The 19991-nt window shown below is 66.0% G+C and carries 16 protein-coding genes; 5 read left to right on the top strand and 11 right to left on the bottom strand.

The window, feature by feature from the left end; genetic code table 11:
- The first annotated feature begins 59 nt into the window (after nucleotides 1-59).
- Nucleotides 60-1232, top strand: a complete 1173-nt coding sequence (gene cprA / locus SD196_RS17670; RefSeq protein WP_416310488.1) for a cationic peptide resistance protein CprA — start codon at nucleotides 60-62, stop codon at nucleotides 1230-1232.
- Nucleotides 1233-1355: 123 nt separating this feature from the next.
- Here the strand turns inward: cprA and SD196_RS17665 are convergent, their stop codons facing one another.
- Both SD196_RS17665 and acnA read right to left on the bottom strand, forming a co-directional pair.
- Complete coding sequence (locus tag SD196_RS17665; RefSeq protein ID WP_416310487.1) at nucleotides 1356-2921, bottom strand: methyl-accepting chemotaxis protein; 1566 nt, start codon at nucleotides 2919-2921, stop codon at nucleotides 1356-1358.
- Nucleotides 2922-3100: 179 nt separating this feature from the next.
- Nucleotides 3101-5833: an aconitate hydratase AcnA gene (gene acnA / locus SD196_RS17660; RefSeq protein ID WP_275611199.1), complete on the bottom strand. Its 2733-nt coding sequence runs from the start codon at nucleotides 5831-5833 to the stop codon at nucleotides 3101-3103.
- 315 nt (nucleotides 5834-6148) lie between these two features.
- On the opposite strand from acnA, the gene rlmM reads away from it, so the two are divergent.
- A complete protein-coding gene (gene rlmM, locus SD196_RS17655; RefSeq protein ID WP_275611200.1) occupies nucleotides 6149-7216 on the top strand; it encodes a 23S rRNA (cytidine(2498)-2'-O)-methyltransferase RlmM in 1068 nt (355 codons plus the stop codon).
- A 101-nt stretch (nucleotides 7217-7317) separates the two neighbouring features.
- Nucleotides 7318-8196 (top strand): MaoC family dehydratase, encoded by an 879-nt coding sequence (locus tag SD196_RS17650; protein ID WP_416310486.1) that lies wholly within the window; start codon nucleotides 7318-7320, stop codon nucleotides 8194-8196.
- A 262-nt stretch (nucleotides 8197-8458) separates the two neighbouring features.
- Here SD196_RS17650 and SD196_RS17645 read toward each other — a convergent pair whose 3' ends face one another.
- Nucleotides 8459-10015, bottom strand: a complete 1557-nt coding sequence (locus tag SD196_RS17645; protein ID WP_416310485.1) for an alpha/beta hydrolase — start codon at nucleotides 10013-10015, stop codon at nucleotides 8459-8461.
- Nucleotides 10016-10172: 157 nt separating this feature from the next.
- Here SD196_RS17645 and tusA point away from each other — a divergent pair, with 157 nt between their 5' ends.
- On the top strand, nucleotides 10173-10412 hold the full coding sequence (gene tusA / locus SD196_RS17640) for a sulfurtransferase TusA (RefSeq protein ID WP_015477744.1): 240 nt from the start codon (nucleotides 10173-10175) through the stop codon (nucleotides 10410-10412).
- Nucleotides 10413-10621: 209 nt separating this feature from the next.
- Here tusA and SD196_RS17635 read toward each other — a convergent pair whose 3' ends face one another.
- The 8 genes from SD196_RS17635 to SD196_RS17600 form a co-directional block, all read right to left on the bottom strand.
- Complete coding sequence (locus SD196_RS17635) at nucleotides 10622-11437, bottom strand: ABC transporter permease (RefSeq protein ID WP_275611203.1); 816 nt, start codon at nucleotides 11435-11437, stop codon at nucleotides 10622-10624.
- 12 nt (nucleotides 11438-11449) lie between these two features.
- The gene (locus SD196_RS17630) at nucleotides 11450-12286 is read right to left on the bottom strand and encodes an ABC transporter permease (protein ID WP_275611204.1); all 837 of its coding nucleotides are present in this window, start codon (nucleotides 12284-12286) and stop codon (nucleotides 11450-11452) included.
- A 16-nt stretch (nucleotides 12287-12302) separates the two neighbouring features.
- Entirely contained in the window at nucleotides 12303-13418 is a 1116-nt protein-coding gene (locus tag SD196_RS17625; RefSeq protein WP_275611205.1) for an ABC transporter substrate-binding protein, read from the bottom strand.
- A gap of 59 nt (nucleotides 13419-13477) precedes the next feature.
- Nucleotides 13478-14563: an ABC transporter ATP-binding protein gene (locus SD196_RS17620; protein ID WP_343573071.1), complete on the bottom strand. Its 1086-nt coding sequence runs from the start codon at nucleotides 14561-14563 to the stop codon at nucleotides 13478-13480.
- 137 nt (nucleotides 14564-14700) lie between these two features.
- The gene (locus SD196_RS17615) at nucleotides 14701-15624 is read right to left on the bottom strand and encodes a LysR substrate-binding domain-containing protein (RefSeq protein ID WP_275611207.1); all 924 of its coding nucleotides are present in this window, start codon (nucleotides 15622-15624) and stop codon (nucleotides 14701-14703) included.
- A gap of 615 nt (nucleotides 15625-16239) precedes the next feature.
- Entirely contained in the window at nucleotides 16240-17553 is a 1314-nt protein-coding gene (locus SD196_RS17610; RefSeq protein WP_416310484.1) for an NAD(P)/FAD-dependent oxidoreductase, read from the bottom strand.
- A 207-nt stretch (nucleotides 17554-17760) separates the two neighbouring features.
- A complete protein-coding gene (locus SD196_RS17605) occupies nucleotides 17761-19125 on the bottom strand; it encodes a glutamine synthetase family protein (RefSeq protein ID WP_275611209.1) in 1365 nt (454 codons plus the stop codon).
- A 171-nt stretch (nucleotides 19126-19296) separates the two neighbouring features.
- Nucleotides 19297-19485: a hypothetical protein gene (locus SD196_RS17600; protein ID WP_017518608.1), complete on the bottom strand. Its 189-nt coding sequence runs from the start codon at nucleotides 19483-19485 to the stop codon at nucleotides 19297-19299.
- A gap of 232 nt (nucleotides 19486-19717) precedes the next feature.
- Between SD196_RS17600 and SD196_RS17595 the strand changes: the two genes are divergently transcribed.
- Complete coding sequence (locus SD196_RS17595) at nucleotides 19718-19987, top strand: MoaD/ThiS family protein (protein ID WP_275611211.1); 270 nt, start codon at nucleotides 19718-19720, stop codon at nucleotides 19985-19987.
- Nucleotides 19988-19991: the final 4 nt, after the last annotated feature.

Raw genomic sequence — 19991 nt, 5'->3', positions numbered from 1 at the left:
GCCAGCGTCGACTCCCAGCAGTCGACGCCCCGCTTCCAGAGGACAGGCCGAAGGCTGCCATGAACCCTGATTACGCTGAACGCATTGCCACCCAACCCCACCGATTTTCCCCCGGCGCCGCGCACAGCCTGCTGCTGACGGGCGCCACCGGTTTCCTTGGCGGCTCCGTCGCCGCTCACCTGATTGCCGACGGGCACGGCGAAGCGCTGCTGTTCCTCGTCCGCGCCGAGACGCCCGCGCAAGGCCTGGAGCGCTTGCGTGACAACCTGCGCCTGCACTGCGTGCCGGAAAGTGCGCTGGACACTCTGAAGGACCGCCAGATTCTTTGCGGCGACTTGCTGGATACCGCGTGGATGCAGGGCGAGCGTGCCCGCCTGATGCGCGTGGAGCAGGTGATCAACTGTGCGGCTGTGGCTTCGTTCTCGAAGAACCCGAGCATCTGGCCGGTGAACGTCGAAGGCACCTTCGCTTTCGCCCGGCTGCTCAGCCAGTCGCGCAACCTCAAGCGCTTCCTGCATGTGGGCACCGCCATGTGCTGCGGGCCGCAGCGCGAGTCGCCGGTACGCGAGTCATGGGACTTCCCCGATAGCGGCGAGCAACTGGTGGACTACACCGCCTCCAAGGCCGAGATCGAACGGCGCATGCGTGAGGAGTTGCCGCAACTGCCGCTGGTGGTGGCGCGGCCATCCATCGTCGTTGGCCATCGCGAGCTGGGTTGCCGCGCCTCGGGGAGCATCTTCTGGGTGTTCCGCATGGGCTTCGCGCTGGAGAGCTTCACCTGCGGCCTGGATGAGCAGATCGACGTGATCCCGGTGGACTACTGCGCCGAAGCGCTGGTGGCCCTGGCGCTCAAACCGACGCTGAGCCACAGCCTCTACCACATCTCCGCCGGCCGCGGTTCGGCCTGCACCTTCGGCGAGATCGATCGTGCCTATGCCGACGCCCGTGGCGAGGCGCCGGTGGGGGAGCGCTACCGCAAGGTGAGCAGCGAGGACCTGCGCGAGCTGGCCGGCAGCTTCGAGAGCCGCATCGGCAAGGCCAACCCACGCCTGGTACTGCGGGCGCTGCGCCTGTACAGCGGCTTCGCCGACCTCAATTACCTGTTCGACAACCAGCGCCTGCTGGACGAGGGTATCGCCGCGCCGCCGCGCTTCACGGACTATGTGGATGTCTGCGTGCACTCCTCGCAGGAAGTGAGCATCCCGGCGCAGATGCAGTGGGATTTCAAGTAGCCGGCTGAGTGCTGCGGGTGGGTATGCGCTGTAGGAGCGAGCTTGCTCGCGAACCCGGCCCCGTCGCGGAGCTGTTCGCGAGCAAGCTCGCTCCTACAGTTGCCGCCGCGGGCGGCAATAGCCTCAGCGGTTGAACCGCTCCACCAGCGAATACTGGCGATGGGCGGTCTGGGTCAGCTCCTCGCTGAGCTGCGCGGTACGTTGGGCTTCGCCGGAGGTCTGGTCGGCCAGGTCGGCGATGGTGCTGATGTTGCGGTTGATCTCTTCAGCCACCGCGCTCTGCTCTTCCGCTGCGGCGGCGATCTGGGTGGTCATCTCGGTAATGTTGGCCACCGCATCGCTGATGCCTACCAGTGCGTTGTCGGCGCGCAGCACGCGCTCCACTCCTTCGTCGGCCTGTCGGCGACCGGCTTCCATGGCGCGCACGGCCTCGGTGGCGGTGTTCTGCAGGTTGGCGATCAATTGGTGGATCTGCTCGGTGGATTCGGCGGTGCGTTGGGCCAGCGAGCGGACCTCGTCGGCCACCACGGCGAAGCCCCGGCCCATTTCACCGGCGCGAGCGGCCTCGATGGCGGCGTTGAGCGCCAGCAGGTTGGTCTGGTCGGCGATGCCCTTGATCACGTCCACCACACCACCAATCTCGTCGCTGTCACGGGCGAGCTGGCTGACCGCTTCACCGGTTTCGCCCACCGAGGTGGACAGGCGCTGCATGGCCTCGCGGGTTTCCGCGGCAATCAGTCGGCCCTGGCTGGTCAGGTCGTTGGCTTGGCGGGTGGCATCGGCAGTGCGCTGCACGTTGTCGGCCACTTCCTGGGTGGTGGCGGCCATCTGGTTGACCGCCGTGGCCACCTGCTCGGTCTCCTGGCGCTGGCGATCCAGTCCGGCGGAACTGTGATGCGCCAGGGTGTCGGCTTCGCGGGCCTGGTCGGTCAGGGATTCGGCGGTGTCCTGCAGTCGGGTCAGACAGGTCTTAAGGCGCGCTTCCTGGCTGAGGATGGACATTTCCAGGCGTGCCTGGGCGCCACGGCTGTCGGTGTACATCTGCGCGATCAGCGGGTCGGAGGTGGTTTGTTCAGCCAGTTGCAGCAGGCGTTTGAGGCCGCGTTGTTGCCAGCTCAGACCGATCAGGCCCAGCGGAATCGAGAGCAGCGCCGCAAGCAGGAAGTCCCAGTGGGAATCCAGCCAGACGCCGATCATGAAGGCGATCTGGCCGATCAGGATGAACGGCAGCCAGTCCAGCAGCACCGGCAGCCAGCGGTCGCGGGCCGGGATGGCCGGCTTGCCGGCGTTGATCCGCGCGTACAGCGCTTCGGCGCGGCGAACCTGTTCGGCGGTGGGTTTTACCCGCACCGATTCGTAGCCGACGATCTCGTTGCGTTCGAAGATCGGAGTGACGTAGGCACTGACCCAATAGTGATCGCCGCTCTTGCAGCGGTTCTTGACGATGCCCATCCACGGGCGGCCCTTCTTCAGGGTGGTCCACATGTGCTCGAACACCGCCGGCGGTACGTCCGGATGGCGCACCAGGTTGTGCGGCGCGCCGACCAGTTCTTCTCGCGAGAAGCCACTGATGTTGATGAAAGCATCGTTGGCGTAGGTAATCACGCCGCGCGCATTGGTGGTGGAGATCAGTCGTTGGTCAGCGGGGAAGGTGCGTTCACGCTGGGTGATCGGCTGGTTGTTACGCATGTGAGGAGAATTCCACAGCAGAAGCGAATCGCTTGGTCAGGTTATCGGCCGCCGGACCGGCAAGTTGATGCTTGTTTCAGAAAAAAGTCAGAGCAGCACTGGACGATGGCTGGGTGCCATCAGTCACGGAATCCTACGAAAGTCGAGGGCGGCCCGTTGCGGGCCGCCGCGGTGAAGGTTCAGATCAGGCTGCGCAGCACGTAGTGCAAGATGCCGCCGGCCTTGAAGTACTCGACCTCGTTCTGGGTGTCGATGCGGCAGAGCACCTCGAAGCTGTCCTGGCTGCCGTCCTCGCGGGTCACCCCGACCTTGATGCTCATGTGCGGCTTCAGTTCACCGGACAGCCCGCTGATGCTAAGAACCTCCTTGCCGGTCAGCTTCAGCGTCTTGCGATCCTGGCCGTCCTTGAACTGCAGCGGCAGCACGCCCATGCCCACCAGGTTGGAGCGGTGGATACGCTCGAAGCTCTCTGCGATCACCGCTTTCACACCCAGCAGGTTGGTGCCTTTGGCCGCCCAGTCGCGGGAGGAGCCGGTGCCGTATTCCTTGCCGGCCACGATGACCAGCGGCGTGCCGTCCTGCTGGTAGCGCATGGCGGCGTCGTAGATCGCCAGCTTGTCACCGCTGGGAACGTAAAGCGTGTTGCCGCCTTCCTCGCCGCCGAGCATCTCGTTCTTGATGCGGATGTTGGCGAAGGTGCCGCGCATCATCACCTCGTGGTTCCCACGCCGTGAGCCGTAGGAGTTGAAATCGGCGTAGGCCACGCCGTGCTCGCTGAGGTAGCGCCCGGCCGGGCTGTCCTTCTTGATGTTGCCGGCGGGGGAAATGTGGTCGGTGGTCACCGAGTCGCCCAATACCGCGAGGATACGGGCGCCCTTGATGTCCTCGACCTTCGGCGGTGCCTCGGCGATGTGCTCGAAGAAGGGCGGGTGCTGGATGTAGGTGGAGTCGTCCTGCCAGGTGTAGGTCTTGGCGTCCGGCACCTTGATCGCACGCCATTTCTCATCGCCCTGGAAGACTTCGGCGTACTCCTTGTGGAACATTGCCGTGTCCACTTTCTGAATGGCCTCGGCAATTTCCTGCTGGGTCGGCCAGATGTCCTTCAGATAGACCGGCTTGCCGTCCTTGCCGGTGCCCAGCGGGTCCTTGGTCAGGTCGGTGCGCACGGTGCCGGCCAGGGCGTAGGCCACCACCAGCGGCGGCGAGGCCAGCCAGTTGGTTTTCACCAGCGGGTGCACGCGGCCCTCGAAGTTGCGGTTGCCGGAGAGCACCGAAGCGACGGTCAGGTCGGCCTGCTGGATGGCTTTCTCGATGGGTTCCAGCAGCGGGCCGGAGTTGCCGATGCAGGTGGTGCAGCCGTAGCCCACCAGGTCGAAGCCCAGTTCGTCCAGGTAGCGGGTCAGCCCGGCGGCGCGGAAGTAGTCGGTGACCACCTTGGAGCCCGGCGCCAGCGAACTCTTCACCCAGGGTTTGCGCTGCAGGCCCTTTTCCAGCGCCTTCTTCGCCAGCAGGCCGGCGGCCATCATCACGCTGGGGTTGGAGGTGTTGGTGCAGGAGGTGATGGCGGCGATAGCCACGGCGCCATTCTTCAGCCGGTAGGTGTGGCCGTCCTGCTGGTAGTCGATTTCCCCGGGCGGGGTCGAGGCGCCCACCGCGGCACCGCCGCCGCCCTCGCTGAGCAGCCGGCCTTCCTCGGTGGAGGACGGTTTGATCTGCAGGCCGAGGAAGTCGTCGAAGGCCTGGCTGACGTGGCCGAGTGCGACGCGGTCCTGCGGGCGCTTCGGGCCGGCCAGGCTGGCCTCGACGTCGCCCATGTCCAGTTGCAGGCTGTCGGTGAACACCGGCTCGTGGCCTTTTTCGCGCCACAGGCCCTGGGCCTTGCAGTAGGCCTCCACCAGCTTGACGACATCATCCGGGCGACCGGACAGGCGCAGGTAGCCCAGGGTGATCTCGTCCACCGGGAAGAAGCCGCAGGTGGCGCCGTATTCCGGGGCCATGTTGGCGATGGTGGCACGGTCCGCCAGGGGCAGGTCGGCCAGGCCGTCGCCGTAGAATTCGACGAATTTTCCGACCACGCCTTTCTTGCGCAGCATCTGGGTGACCGTCAGCACCAGATCGGTGGCGGTGATGCCTTCCTTCAGCTTGCCGGTGAGCTTGAAGCCGATCACCTCGGGAATCAGCATCGACACCGGCTGGCCGAGCATGGCCGCTTCCGCCTCGATGCCGCCCACGCCCCAGCCGAGTACGCCCAGGCCATTGATCATGGTGGTGTGCGAGTCGGTACCGACCAGGGTGTCAGGGAAGGCGTAGGTGCGGCCGTCCTCATCCTTGGTCCATACGGTACGCCCCAGGTACTCCAGGTTGACCTGGTGGCAGATGCCGGTGCCCGGCGGCACCACGCGGAAGTTGTCGAAGGCGTTCTGCCCCCAGCGCAGGAAGGCGTAGCGCTCGCCGTTGCGCTCCATCTCGATCTCGACGTTCTGGGCGAAGGCGGCCTGGCTGGCGAACTTGTCGACCATCACCGAGTGGTCGATGACCAGGTCGACGGGGGAGAGCGGGTTGATCTTCTGCGGGTCGCCGCCGGCCTTGGCCATGGCGTCGCGCATGGCAGCCAGGTCGACCACCGCCGGCACGCCGGTGAAGTCCTGCATCAGCACGCGGGCGGGGCGGTACTGGATCTCGCGGTCGGAGCTGCGGGTCTTCAGCCAGCCGGCCAGCGCCTTCAGGTCGTCGCCGGTGACGGTGTTGTCGTCTTCCCAGCGCAGCAGGTTTTCCAGCAGGACCTTCAGGGACATCGGCAGCTTGCCCAGGTCTCCCAGGCTTTTCGCCGCTTCGGGCAGGCTGTAGTAGTGATAGGTCTTGCCGGCGACCTCCAGGGTGCGCAGGCTGTTCAGGCTATCCACTGCGGGCATGACATTCTCCTCAGGCTTGGATCGGCAGTGTGCTGCCGATACTTGGCGAAGGGCGGGCAACGTACCCTGATCCAACGCAGAAAAGTTGCGATTGGCATCGATCTTCGCCATGCAGGGTGATCGCCTCGCCAGGTGGCGGGCGCTGCACCAGAACACTCAAGCTAGACCGCTGTGCGGGGTCTTGCCATCTGTTCTGGACCGGTCGCCCGGCCTGGGGGTTCCTGCTAAGTGAAGATCGTTACCGGAATATTCCTGCGAATCTGAATGAAACCGTCGCGGGCAGCCTCTATAGTGCGCGGCCGAGGAGACACCCCGATGAATACCCTGTTACTGCACTGCCGTCCGGGCTTCGAAAACGAGGTCTGCGCCGAGCTGTCCGAGCACGCCGCGCGCCTGGAGATCCCGGGTTACGCCCGAGCCAAGCCGGCTACCGCCTACGCCGAATTCATCTGCACCGAGGCCGACGGCGCGGAGCGCCTGATGCGCCAGCTGCGCTTTTCCGAGCTGATCTTCCCGCGCCAGTGGGCGCGCGGAAACGGTTTCACCGCGTTGCCGGAGCAGGACCGCATCGGCGCGATCCTCGAAGCGCTGGAGGGTTTCCCTGCGTGCGGCAGCCTCTGGTTGGAAGTGTTCGACACCAATGATGGCAAGGAGCTTTCGACCTTCTGCCGCAAGTTCGAGAAGCCCCTGCGCGCCGCCCTGGTCAAGGCTGGCAAGCTGGTGGACGATCCGAGCCTGCCGCGTCTGCTGCTGACTTTCCGCTCAGGCCGCGAGGCGTTCATCGGCATCGCCGAGTCGCGCAACTGCGCCATGTGGCCGATGGGCATCCCGCGCCTGAAATTTCCCCGCGAGGCGCCCAGTCGTTCGACCCTCAAGCTGGAGGAAGCCTGGCACCACTTCATTCCACGCGCCGACTGGGACCGCCGCCTGGCGCCGGACATGCTTGCTGTGGACCTGGGTGCATCGCCCGGCGGCTGGACCTGGCAACTGGTGAACCGCGAGATGCGCGTCGTCGCCGTGGACAACGGGCCGATGGCGGAGAACCTGATGTACTCCGGACTGGTCGAGCACCAGCGCGTCGACGGCTACGCGTTCCGCCCGCGCCAGCGCATGGACTGGATGGTTTGCGACATCGTCGAGAAGCCCGCGCGCACCGGTGCCATGATGGAGACCTGGATCGGCGAGGGACTGTGCCGCGAGGCCATCGTCAACCTCAAGCTGCCGATGAAGCAGCGCTATGCCGAGGTGCGGCGCATCCTCGACCGTCTGCACGAGTCCTTCCGTGAGCGCGGCCTGAAGGTGCAGGTCGGCTGCAAGCAGCTCTACCACGACCGCGAGGAAGTCACCTGCCACCTGCGCCGCCTGGAGAAGGGCGAGCGCTGACGACCCGGAGCTGTCAGGCCGCGCCACCCGACCTTTGGTGACTTGTCGCGGCGCGCCGCATTGGCCCATGCTGTGCGGCGCGAGATCCTCCGGAGACCTTCGTGAAGCGAAAGTTGCCCTCCCTGCTGGGCAGTTACAGCCGCATGTTGCTGCCGCGCCGTGGCCTGGGCCAGGGCGAGCGTGTTCCCTACCTGGCGATGGACAGTCGCACCCTGCATTTCGATCTGCGCCATCTGCGCGCCTATCGTCAGCACTTCGGCCTCGACCCGGCGCTGGGCGTGCCGCTGCTCTATCCGCAGGTGATCAGCCTGCCTTTGCACCTGCGCCTGCTCAGCCGCTCGCGCATGCCGCTCTCGGTACTCGGGCTCATCCACCTGCGCAGTCATATCCAGCGCTACCGCCTGCTCAATGAGCACGAACCGCTGCAGTTCGACTGCCGCATCCTCACCAGCCGACGCAGCGCATTGGGGCTGGAAGTGGACGTGCTCACCGAGGCCTGGTACCACGACATGCTCTACTGGCAGTCGATCACCACCTACCTGCGTCGAGGCGATTTCCTCGAGCCCGGGGCCGAGCCCGACCCGCTGCCGGAGCGGGCCCAGTGGCACACCCTGGACGCACCGGTCCACGCCGGCGTGCAGTGGCGCGTACCGAAGATCGTCGGCTGGCGCTATGCCGGCCTGAGCGGTGACTTCAACCCCCTGCACCTGTCGCGCCTGATGGCTTCTCACTACGGCTTCGGCAAACCTTTCGCCCACGGCATGTGGGGCCTGGCGCGCAGCCTGACGGGCCGTCGTCTGGCCGAGAACGTGCGCCTGGATGCGCACTTCAAGGCGCCGTTGCCGCTGGGCAGCCAGGTGAAGCAGAGCTACCGCCGGCTGGGCGAGAAGGAACAGTGGGCGCTGCTGCCAGCCGAGGGGGATGGCGAGCCGATGCTGCTGGCGCAGCTGGACGAGGCGCCGGACGGGCCGTTGCGTTGATCTTCCCGATTAGCTCCGAAATCCTTTCGTAGGGCGTACAACCGTTCGCGGTTGTACGCCGATTCACCTCGCTTCGTCGCTTGCGCCCAGGCCGAATCCGGAGTGCCCGGAGATCGAGGCCAATCGGCGTATAACGTCGAGCTTTGGCGCGGGGGCTGTTCGCGAGCAAGCTCGCTCCTACGAAGAGCATGTACGCGCGGGCTTCACTTGTAGGAGCGAGCTTGCTCGCGAAGCGCACGGCAGAGGAGCCGCCGGCGACAACTCAGCGGTGTTCGGCCACGCGCGGTTGCAATGGCAGCAGACTTGGCAAACGCACCTCACCCCGCAATTCCACCGGCGACATCCGCCAGGAGCTGTTGAACAGGTACTGGTCGCTGAAGCCGCTCACCAGCAATCCGATCTCATCCCCGGGCGCCAGGCCTGCGCTGACGGCGTTCAGGCGTGTGTTGCCCTGGTTCGCCAGCGGTTTCACCTGCTCATCCAGCCGACGCGTGCGGCCATCGGCGCTGCGGATCGCCAGGGCGGCGAAGAGTTGCGCGTCAGGGCGGTCGGCCAGCGGTTGGCCCAGGCGCACCTCGGCGGCGCCCAGCAGGGCGCTGGTTTCGTTCACGCGCTGCAAGGGGATGAATTTCGAAGGCTGCAGCAGGCCGCTAATCGCCGGGCGGATCGCCGTGGCCGGCAGCGCCACGGTGGGACCCGGCGGCGGCAGTTCGCTCAATGCCACTCCCTGGTCCAGGTCCAGGCTGATGCACAGGCCCGGTACGCTGTCGGCGGCGCCGACTCGGCCGCGCAGCTTCTCTTCGTACCAGGCGACGATGCCCTGGTAGAGATTGATGGCGCGCGGGCCGCAATGGATCACCGGTTCGTTGTTGAACGGCGGCAGTCCGCTCCAGGCCTGCAACGGAGGCGGCAGGATATGCCCGCCCTGCATGCCCAGCAGGCGCACGTCGGCCGGGCCCTGCTTGAGGCACTGGCGGATCTGCAAACCCTGGTCGAGGGGGAAGAGGGTATCGCGCAGGCCCTGAATCAGCAGCGCGTCGGCGTGGGGGCGGCGGCCCTCGGCGCAGTAGCGCGCCAGGCTGTGGTCGTGCAGTTCGGCCTGTACCGGTTCGGCCATGCGCCCGCCGGCGGTGTGCAGGTAGTCGGCCTGGACGAACTTGCCCAAGTCGTAGCCGGTGGCCAGGCCCAGGCTGACCAGTACGCCGCCCCAGCCGATCTTCAGTTGGCCGTCGGGCGCCAGGGCATCGGCCAGGTCGTACCAGGTGGCGATGGGCACGATGGCATCGATGCGCGGGTCTTCCGCCGAGGCGAGTAGTTGCACCGCGCCGCCGTAGCTTTCGCCAAGCATGCCGACGCGCGGGTCGTTCGGGCCGTCCATCACCAGGCGCGGCAGGTGCGTGGCGGACCAGTCGATCACCGCGCTGGCGTCCTGCACCTCGAACTGCGGGTTCATCATTTCGATGCGCCCGTCGCTGCCGCCCCAGCCGCGCTGGTCGTAGCTGACCACCCAGTAGCCGGCCTTCCACGCCTTGAGCGCGGCGCGCCCGGACATCATGGTCTTGCCGTAGAACCCATCCGGACCGGTCACCCGCCAGCCGCCCCAGCCGTGGGTGTGAACGATCAGCGGCGCGGTTTCGCCGGCCTTCAGCGCCGGCTGGAAGACCGTGGCGGAGAGTTTCGTGCCGTCGCGGGCGGTGATGACGGCCTCGAACCAGGTGGCCGGCAGGTCCTTGCCTGCGCTGGCGCTGAAGTCGGGAACCTGGTCGCGGGCGGCGCAACCGGCCAGCAGCAGGGCACACAGGCAGAAGAAGGCGCGCATCGACACTCCTGTCGAGATGGATCGGACGGATGCACCAGCATGCCCGGCGCCCGCACGGCCTACCCCCAACCAAGGTTCGGTGACCCGGACGGACGCGGGGTGACCGCGCGGTGCCCTTTGGGTGACAATGCGCCATTGGTTTTTCTGGAGTTACGCGATGTCCCAGCCTGTCGATGCGATTCTCGACGCTACCGGCCTGAACTGCCCCGAGCCGGTCATGATGCTGCACAACAAGGTGCGCGACCTGCCGGCCGGCGGCCTGCTCAAGGTGATCGCCACCGATCCCTCCACCCGCCGCGACATCCCCAAGTTCTGCGTCTTCCTTGGCCATGAACTGGTGGAGCAGCAGGAAGAGGCGGGGACCTACCTGTACTGGATTCGCAAGAAGGCGGAGTGATCACCCCGCCGATGTCGGACGGCGCGTAGGAACGGGATACTCCTCTGCGATGCAACCCCCTCACCCTAACCCTCTCCCGGAGGGAGAGGGGACTGGTCGGTGCAGGTGCAAACCATGGTGTCAGCCGGCACGATCTGCTCCCTCTCCCTGTGGGAGAGGGCTGGGGTGAGGGCAATCAGCCGCGCCGAAGTTCCAGACAGTCTGTCGGGTCAGTTTCCCGCCGGCCGCGCCGCGATGCGCTGGGCCACCATCCGCCCGATCAGCGCGACGAAGGTCAGGCCGATCAGCACCACCGAGATGGCCGCCACCGCCGGGTCGATGTTGTCGCGCAGGCCGGACCAGATCTGCCGGGGCAGGGTGTTCACCTCGGTACTGGTGACGAACAGGGTTACCGCGATCTCTTCCCAGCTCAGCGCGAAGCACAGCAGCGCGGTACTCGCCACGCCCAGCTTGAGGTTCGGCAGCACCACCATGAAGGTGGTCTGGCCCAGGCTCGCGCCGAGGTTGCGCGCGGCCAGTTCGATACGCCGGTCCAGTTGGCTGAGCGCCACCAGCATGGTCACCACGCCGTAGGGCACCACCATCACGATGTGGGCGATGGTCAGGCCGAACAGGGTGTCGTAGCCCAGGCCGGGGGCGAACTGGCTGACCTTGGTCTCCATGAAGTACAGGACCATCGCCGAGATCATCGGCGGGATCGCCATGGGCAGCAGCACCAGGCCGATCAGCAGGGTCGCCAGGCGCGAACGCAGGTACCAGATGCCGAGGCTGAAGCTCACCGCCAGGGCGGTCGCGATGATGCAGGTGGCGGTGGCGACGATCAGGCTCTGGCTGATCGCCGAGAGCCATTCGGGACTGTCCAGCAGCGCCTGGTAGTGGCGCAGCGACCAGTTGCCGTTGGGCATGGACAGGAAGCGCTTGCTGGTGAAGGACACCGGGATCACCGCCAGCAGTGGGAAGACCATGAAGATCATCGCCATGGTTGCCAGCAGGCGGCTCGGGGCCTTGGTTTCGTGCGAATTCATGACTGCGGCTCCTTATCCCACCAGCTTGTCGACCCGGGTCATGCGCAACAGCGCCCAGATCATCCCGCTCACCAGCATCAGCAGCACCACCGAGAGTGCCGCGCCCAGGCCCCAGTTGCTGGTCTGGAACATCTGCAGGTAGACGTACTCAGCCACCATCACCGTCTGCCCGCCGCCAAGGATCGCCGGGGTGATGAAGAAGCCCAGGCAGAACACGAAGACGATGATGAAGGCGCCGAGGATGCCGGGGATGGTCTGCGGCACGAAGATGCTCCAGAAGGTGCGCAGCTGCCCGGCGCCCAGCCCGCGGGCGGCCAGCAGCACGCGCGGGTCGAGGCGGCGCATGGTGGACACCAGTGGGAACAGGGCGAAGGGCACCATGAAGTGGACCATGCCGATCACCACCCCCAGCTCGTTGCGTGTCAGCTGCAAGGGCTCGCTGATGATGCCCAGGTTCTGCAGCCAGCCGTTGAGCAGGCCGTTGCTCCGCAGGGCGATCAGCCAGCCGAAGGCACGCACCAGCACCGACAGCCAGAACGGGATGAACACGCAGATTTCCACCACGCGCTGCCAGAACGGCGGGCTGTAGACCCAGCAGTAGGCCATCAGGTAGGCGATCACCAGCGATACCACGCTGACCGTCAGGCACAGGCGGAAGGTCCGCCAGAGCACGTCGTGGATCGCCGGGTCGGTCATGATCCGCTGGTACTGCTCGATCCCAGGTTCCGGCAGGGTGAAGCTCCAGCCGAGCACGCCGAGGAAGGGCAGTACGTAGAACACGATCAGTACGACCGGCAGTGGCAGCAGCAGCGCGCCCAGCTTCAGCCGCGAGGGGGCGTTATCGGCCATGGTCCTGCACTCCGCGTTACTTGGAGATATGCGTCAGGTACTGCTCCAGGGTCGCCCCGTAGTGGTCGGTGTACCACTCGTGGCTGAGCATCACCTGCTTGGGCAGGTTCGCAGGATCGGTGCAGTTCAGGTGACGGCGGTCTTCGGGGATCAGCGTGGCGGCGGCAGGGTTGGCCGGGCCGTTGCCGAACATCTTGAACAGCTCGACCTGGGACTGCGGGTCCTGGGCGTAGGCGATGAACTTCATGGCTGCCTCGGTGCCTGCCGGGTTGCCCTTGAGCACGCCCCAGTTGCTGCAGCCCAGCAGGGCATTGTCGAAGGTCCACTTGATGCGGCCTTCGCTGTCCTCGGTGATCACCTGGGCACGGGTGTTCCAGATGGCGCCCATGGACACTTCGCCCTCGATCAGCAGTTGCTGGGTTTCCGCGCCCGAGCCCCAGAAGGACAGAACATGGGGCTTGAGCTCCTCGATCTTCTTCAGCGCGCGCGGCACGTCCAGCGGGTAGAGCTTGTCCGGGGTAACGCCGTCGGCCAGTAGCGCAGCCTCCAGCATGCCGTTCATCCACTTGTAGAGGGTGCGCTTGCCGGGGAAGGTCTTCACGTCCCAGAAGTCCGCCCAGGTCTTGGGCGCCTTGTCGCCGAAGCGCTCGCTGTCGTAGGCGATCACGTAGCTGAGCATGTAGTCGGCGATGCCGTATTCGTAGGCGAAGCCAGGCAGCACCTTGTCCTTGGAGACGACGTTGTAGTCGATGGGCTGCACCAGGCCTTCCTTGCCGAGGATCTGCAGCACCGAGCTTTCCGCGTCGACCACGTCCCAGCTCACCCGGCCGCTGGACAGCTGGGTGCGGATGGCGCCTTCGGTAGGGCCGCTGCCGTCGATCTTGGTCGGGATGCCGGTGGCCTTGGAGAAGCCTTCGGTCCAGGCCTTGCCGAACGCCTTGATCGCGTCACCGCCCCAGTTCACCACCACCAGCGGCTTGTCGCCGGCGGCGAAGCTGACGCCGCTGCGCAGGGCCAGTGGCAGGGCGGCCATCAGGCCCATGCCCTTGAGGAAGGTGCGGCGGTCGATCTGCCCGCGGCGGGCTTTCTCGATGAGGACTTCGATGCAGTCTTGCTGGTGCGGATTGAACATGGATGCAGCTCCCGATCGGATAGGGATGGCGAAGAGGGGACGAACGCGTTCGGTGGTTCTCAGGCCAGCAGCAGGCTTTTTTCGATGGGCCAGCTCAGCCAGACCTTCGAGCCCTGCTCCAGGCGCGAGGCCTGGTGGTCGGCGTGCACCGCCAGGCTCATGGGCAGTGCGCCCTCGGCGGCGGTGGCCAGGCCCAGCTCGGTGCTGGCGCCCTGGTAGGTCTTGGCGGTGAGTACGGCCTGCACCACGTTGTGACCGGCGGTGGTCGGCGGCGCGCTGTGCAGTTGCATGTGTTCCGGGCGCACCGCCAGCAGCGGGGCGGCGGCCTGCAGGGCGGGCGAGTACCCGGCACGCAGCTCGGCTTCGCCGAAGCGCCCGCAGGCCAGCTCGCCGGCGCGACCCACCTGGGTCAGCGGGAACAGGTTCATCTTGCCGAGAAACTCGGCGACGAAACGGTTGTTCGGCTGGTTGTAGATGGTTTCCGGTGCGTCGACCTGGGCCAGTTGGCCACGGTTGAAGATGGCGATGCGGGTGGACAGGGCGAGGGCTTCGTTCTGGTCGTGGGTGACGAAGACGAAGGTGGTGCCGACCTGGCGGTGGATGCGCTGCAGTTCCGCCTGCAGTTGCTCGCGCAGGTTCTTGTCCAGGGCGGAGAGGGGTTCGTCGAGGAGCAGCATGTCCGGCTCGAACACCAGGGCGCGGGCGATGGCCACGCGCTGCTGCTGGCCGCCGGAGAGTTCGCCGGGGCGCTTGCCCAGGTGTTCGCCCAGGCCAACCACTTCGAGCATGCGGCGCACGCGGCGGTTGCGTTCCTCGGGTTTCACGCCGCGAATCTTCAGCGGGAAGGCGACGTTGTCCTCGATGGTCATGTGCGGGAACAGGGCGTAGCCCTGGAACACCATGCCGAAGTTGCGCTTTTCGGCGGGGCGTTTGGTGATGTCGATGCCGCCTTCTTCCAGCTTGCCGCGGGACGGGTCCTGGAAGCCGGCGAGGATCATCAGGAAGGTGGTCTTGCCCGAGCCGGAGGGGCCGAGGAGGGTGAGGAACTCGCCTTGCTGGATATCGATGGACACTGAGTCCAGCGCGTTGAAACTGCCGTAGCTCTTGCCGATGCCCATGGCACGAAGTTGGGGCTGTCGCTCCACTGCACTTACCTCGATTTCTTGTTCTTGTTCGAAGCGACCACCGACGGTCAGGGTAAAAATCGGCGGCCTTTTTTTAATGCAGTATTGTTAAATCTCTCTCCGCTTCAATCGCGTTTTTTCGCCCTTATTGTTCGAAATCATTCACCAATCAGCGCGTTGCGACCGCCCTGGCGGAACTGTTCGGACATGCGCAGTTCGGCCTTCATCCAGGCCTTGAAGGCCCGTATGTCGGGGCGTTCGGACTTCGCCGGGTCGGTGACGAAGTAGTAGCGGTTGGGCGGTTCGATGGCGACGTTGAACAGGCGCACCAACTGCCCCTTGGCCATGGCGTCGCCGCTGACCAGCGCATCCCCCATCGCCACGCCTTGCCCGGCGATGGCCGCCGACTGCACCAGGTGCGCGTCGGAGAAGACGATGCCGTTGCGCACGTTGAGGTCCTTTACCCCGGCCGCCGCTGTCCAGAGCAGCCAGTCCGAGTGGTCGACCATGTGCAGGAAGGGCAGGCTGGCGAGGTCTTCCGGCGAGTCCAGGCCGCCGATGGAATTGAGCAGCGACGGGCTGCATACCGGGAAGGTGTCGAGGGTGGCGATCAGGTCGACGTGCAGGTCCGTCCAGTCGCCCACGCCGTAGGCGATGAACAGGTCGACGTCGCGGTTGCTGACGTCGTCGGGAATCCGTGGCGAGACCAGGTTCAGCTCCACCTGTGGGTGGGCGCGCTGGAACTTGCCGATCTGGTGGCATAGCCAGTAGGTGGCGAAACCCGGCGTGCAGCTCACGCACAGGCGGCCGGAGACTTCCTCGGCATTGGCGAAGCGCCGCGCCTCGTTGAGGATCGCCAGGGCGCGCTGGGTTTCACGGGCGAAGCATTCGCCGTGGTAGGTCAGCGCGATACCGCGGCCGACCCGTTCGGTGAGGGCAATGCCCAGGCAGTCTTCCAGGCTGTGCAACTGGTGGCTGACGGCGCTGCGGGTCAGGCTCAGCTCGCTGGCAGCGCCCGACAGGCTGCCCAGGCGGGCGACGGCGTCCAGCACGCGCAGGGCGGTCATCGAGGGGAAACGCATGGCTCACTCCATAGACGCGAAGTGCAGCCTTTATCCCTGAGCGGGGCGATGGTGTCGAGTGGGGGCGGGTACGGGGGAGAGGTGGCGCGCTGGCGCAATATTCAGGAGCCGGTCTGCTTTGATGAATTCCGCCGCGATGGATTTCGCGGACAAGGTCCGCTCCTACGAGAGCCCTTCCGCTCTGGCTTCAGCTCTTGAGGGCTTCCAGAGAAATTTCCGCGCGCGCCGGGGCGCCCCTTCAGGAGGCCGAGTGGAGTCGGAGTTTCAGGGGTTGAGCGGCATGGATGCCGCGAGAGCCGCGATGGGCCAGGGATGGCCCTTCGCGGCGGGCCCCTGAAACTTCGATGTAACGAGGGAACCCCGGCGAAGCCGGGGCCGGATGATGGGGCAGAGACTTTTGCCTACTTTGCGTCGTTTGGCAAAGTAGGTCGCCCGAGGGGGCGAAACAAAATCTATCAGCACACGCCGAAGCGGCGCAGAAACACCCAACCCCGTAAGCGGCGGATAACGCCTCAGGCGTTGTTTGCCCAACGAAAAGCAAGAGCATCGCGGACGGAGTCCGCTCCTACGTCAGCGGGTCACGCGGAGTCATTCTGTAGGAGCGGGATCAGCCAATCAGCGCAACTTCTCCATCATCTGGTAGTACCACATCCCCGCCGCCAGCATCGGGTTGCCGAACACGTCGCCCATGGGCACGCGGATGTGCTTGCACTGGGCGAAGGTGTCGAACTTCTCCAGGTCGCCGGTCATCGCCGTGGCCATGATCTCGCCCATGATGTGGGTGGTGGCCACACCGTGGCCGGAGTAGCCCTGGCAGTACCAGACGTTCTCCGACAGCTTGCCCAACTGCGGGATGCGATTCATCACGATGCCCATGGCGCAGCTCCACTGGAACTCGATGTCCACGCCCTTGAGCGCCGGGAAGGTGCGCTCGATGCACGGGCGCAGTTCACCGGCGATGTCGCGGGAGTCGCGACCGGAGTAGTTGGCGCCGCCGCCGAACAGCAGGCGGCCGTCGCCGGTCATGCGGTAGTAGTCGAGCACGAAGCGGCAGTCGTAGACGGCCAGGTCCTGCGGGTTGATGCGCTTGGCCAGTTCGCCCAGCGGCCTGGTGGTGACGATGCCGCCCATGGCAGGGAAGATCATGCCCTTGAGCTGCTTGCGTTCGAGCTTGTGGTAGACGTCGCCGGCCAGCATCACCTGCGCGGCGTTGATCCGCCCGCCCGAGGTGACCACCGCCGGACGTGGGCCGTGGATGATGTCCAGCACCTCGGAATGCTCGAAGATCAGCGCGCCCAGGCTGGCGGCGGCCTTGGCCTCGCCGATGCACAGGTTGAGCGGGTGCAGGTGCATGTTGCGGGTGTTCTTGATGGCGCCGCAGTAGAGATCGGACTCCAGGTGCGCACGCACGCCGGCGCCGTCCAGCAGGCTGATCTCGTCGCCCATGCCACGGCGCTTGGCTTCTTCATAGGAAGCTTTCAGTTCGTCCATGTGCGAGGGCTTCATGGCCGCGTGCAGGTGGCCGAATTTCAGGTCGCACTGGATGCCGTATTTCTCCACGCGGCTCTTGATGATCTCGTGGCCGCGCCAGCGCAGGTGCCAGATGAAGTCGTCGACGTCGTCGCCCAGCCACTGGCGCATCTGCTTGCTCATGGCGGCATCGCCCGAGAGGCTGCCGGTGACCTGCCCGCCGTTGCGCCCGCTGGCGCCCCAGCCGACCTTGTTGGTCTCGACGATGGCCACCTTGTAGCCACGCTCGGCCAGCTCCACGGCGGTGGCGACGCCGGTGAAGCCGCCGCCGATGATGGCGATGTCGACGTTCACCTCGCCTTGCAGCGTGGGGTAGCTGGTCTCTTCGTTGAGGCTTGCGGAGTAGTAGGACTTTGCGCGCTCCGGGGCGGGAGTGGCGGGGTTCAGTGCGGCGTTCATTTTTCGTGTTTCCTTGTTGTTCCTTTCCCTCTCCCTAACCCTCTCCCTGAAGGGAGAGGGGACTGTTCGGAGCGAGAGGTTAAGTCGTCGTTTGCCGGCAGCTTTATCGCATCAAGTGATGCAGACGCTATCGCGGCACGGATACTCCCTCTCCCTTCAGGGAAAGGGCTGGGGGAGAGGGGCTATTCAAGTCTTCCAGCACAGCCCTCACGCCTGCGTCAGATACCAGCGCCAATCCTGCTCGCCGACCTCGCCCATGAACTGGCGGTACTCGGCCTGTTTCACCTTCAGGTAGACGCCGAGGAACTCATGCCCCAGCGCATCCCGCGCCCAGCTGGAGCGTTCCAGCGCGCGCAGCGAGGTGAGCCAGTCGGTGGGCAGCAGCTCCTTGGCCTGGGCATAGCCGTTGCCTTCCACCGGCGCACCCGGATCGATGGCCTCGCTGATGCCACGATGAATGCCGGCGAGAATGGCTGCGGCCGCCAGATACGGGTTCGCATCGGCGCCGCAGATGCGGTGCTCCACATGCCGGGTATGCGCCGGGCCGCCCGGTACGCGCAGGCTGACGGTGCGGTTGTCGCAGCCCCAGGTCGGCGCCAGCGGCGCGTAGCTGTTGGCCTGGAAGCGACGGTAGGAGTTGGCGTTGGGGCAGAACAGCAGCAGCGAGTCGAGCAGGCTCTTCAGCATGCCGCCCACGGATTGGCGCAGCAGCGGGGTGCCGGCCGGGTCTTCGCTGGCGAACAGGTTGTTGCCTTCGGCATCGGCCAGGGAAACATGCATGTGCATGCCGGTGCCGGCCAGGTCGTCGAACGGCTTGGCCATGAAGCAGGCCTGCATGCCGTGCTTGTGCGCCACGCCTTTGACCAGGCGCTTGTAGCGCACGGCCTGGTCCATGGCGGTGAGGGCGTCGCCGTGCTCCAGGGTGATCTCCACCTGGCCCGGCGCGTACTCGGAAATCGCCGTGCGCGCCGGGATACCCTGGGCCTTGCAGGCGGCATAGAGGTCGGCGAGGAACGGCTCGATCTGCTCCAGCTCGCGCAGGCCATAGACCTGGGTGGCGCGCGGGCGGCCGCCGTCGGCGTCCAGCGCCGGTTGCGGGCGGCCGTTGGCGTCGCGCTTGGCGTCCAGCAGGTAGAACTCCAACTCGCAGGCCATCACCGGGTGGTAGCCGGCGGCCTTGAGGCCGTCGATCACATGGATCAGCACGTGGCGCGGGTCGGCGATGTCCGCCGGCTTGCCTTCCTCGGGGTGCATGCTGACCTGCACCGCCGCCGTGGGAATCTGCCGCCAGGGCAGGCGCACCAGGCTGCCGGCCAGCGGATAGGCGCGGCAGTCGATGTCGCCGACGTCCCAGACCAGCCCGGAATCCTCCACATCCTCGCCATGGATCGTGAGGCCGAGGATGGTGCTGGGCAGCGGCCGGCCGGACTGGTACACGGCGAGCAGTTCCTCGCGGTGCAGCAGCTTGCCGCGCGGCACGCCGTTGGCGTCGAGGATGAACAGCTCGACCATTTCGATGTCGGGGTTCTGGGCCAGGAAATCCTGGGCTTCTTGCACGGAGGCGAAATTCATGGGGCTCTCGATAGCATCCAGCCGGATGCGCTGACGACCTGCAGGCCAGGGCCGCACCAGGTGTGCGGGGATAAAGGCAGGCAAGCGATGCAACGGGCTACGTCTTGTTCGAGGAGGGCGTGGCCATCCTTGAGCGTAGTTCCGTCGATGGAGTCCGGGCGCGGTGGCCCGTCAGCGGCTGGCGCTATCCGGTGGACGCGCGTGGCGGCAGTGCCAGAGCGCCCAGAAGGCCAGTTCGAGAGGCAGGGTCAGCGGTTGCAGTTCGAGCCAACGGGCATGTTTGCGCGGCAGACGGGTAGCGCTGCCGGCCTTGAGGGCGGCGACGGTATCCAGCGGTGCGGGCGAAACGAGCAGGTGCATGTTGGGCGGGATGGCTGACGATGCAATCAGCCTCGCACAGGCTCATGCGTTTATTAAATGTGATTTTCAAGATGCTTGGATTTGAAAAATCGAAACTGAATGCCTGGGTCTGGCACCGGGAGCGCCGATCCAGAGGCGCTACGGATGATTGAATGCAGCCGGTCGCGTGCGTCGATGGGAAATCGAGCCTCCCCTACACTGGGAACATCTTTCGTCAGGACCGGGCTCGCCCATGTGCCGTATCGTCTTCGCCCCCTCGATCCAGCGCCACGTTGCGCTGGAGGAGCGCGAGCTGTCGGCGCCGACGCTGAAGGCGGCGCTGGAGATGGTATTCGCCGAGGCGCCGGCCCTGCGCGGCTACCTGCTGGACGACCAGGGCGGGCTGCGCCGGCACCTGACGATCTTCATCGACGGCCTGCGCCTGCGCGATCGCGCCCGCCTGAGCGATGCGCTGGCGGCGGATAGCGAGGTCTATGTGGTGCAGGCCCTGAGCGGCGGCTGAGGAG

The organism is Pseudomonas macauensis (assembly GCF_047902425.1).
Lineage (GTDB): Bacteria > Pseudomonadota > Gammaproteobacteria > Pseudomonadales > Pseudomonadaceae > Pseudomonas.
This window is presented reverse-complemented; position numbering and strand designations above follow the sequence as displayed.

Bases quoted from the DNA above. Each gene is read 5' to 3' on its own strand.
- acnA (WP_275611199.1), bottom strand. From the start codon at position 5,833: ATGCCCGCAGTGGATAGCCTGAACAGCCTGCGCACCCTGGAGGTCGCC.
- rlmM (WP_275611200.1), top strand. From the start codon at position 6,149: ATGAATACCCTGTTACTGCACTGCCGTCCGGGCTTCGAAAACGAGGTC.
- SD196_RS17630 (WP_275611204.1), bottom strand. From the start codon at position 12,286: ATGGCCGATAACGCCCCCTCGCGGCTGAAGCTGGGCGCGCTGCTGCTG.
- SD196_RS17625 (WP_275611205.1), bottom strand. From the start codon at position 13,418: ATGTTCAATCCGCACCAGCAAGACTGCATCGAAGTCCTCATCGAGAAA.
- cprA (WP_416310488.1), top strand. From the start codon at position 60: ATGAACCCTGATTACGCTGAACGCATTGCCACCCAACCCCACCGATTT.
- SD196_RS17645 (WP_416310485.1), bottom strand. From the start codon at position 10,015: ATGCGCGCCTTCTTCTGCCTGTGTGCCCTGCTGCTGGCCGGTTGCGCC.
- SD196_RS17665 (WP_416310487.1), bottom strand. From the start codon at position 2,921: ATGCGTAACAACCAGCCGATCACCCAGCGTGAACGCACCTTCCCCGCT.
- SD196_RS17605 (WP_275611209.1), bottom strand. From the start codon at position 19,125: ATGAATTTCGCCTCCGTGCAAGAAGCCCAGGATTTCCTGGCCCAGAAC.
- SD196_RS17610 (WP_416310484.1), bottom strand. From the start codon at position 17,553: ATGAACGCCGCACTGAACCCCGCCACTCCCGCCCCGGAGCGCGCAAAG.
- SD196_RS17615 (WP_275611207.1), bottom strand. From the start codon at position 15,624: ATGCGTTTCCCCTCGATGACCGCCCTGCGCGTGCTGGACGCCGTCGCC.
- SD196_RS17635 (WP_275611203.1), bottom strand. From the start codon at position 11,437: ATGAATTCGCACGAAACCAAGGCCCCGAGCCGCCTGCTGGCAACCATG.
- SD196_RS17600 (WP_017518608.1), bottom strand. From the start codon at position 19,485: ATGCACCTGCTCGTTTCGCCCGCACCGCTGGATACCGTCGCCGCCCTC.
- tusA (WP_015477744.1), top strand. From the start codon at position 10,173: ATGTCCCAGCCTGTCGATGCGATTCTCGACGCTACCGGCCTGAACTGC.
- SD196_RS17595 (WP_275611211.1), top strand. From the start codon at position 19,718: ATGTGCCGTATCGTCTTCGCCCCCTCGATCCAGCGCCACGTTGCGCTG.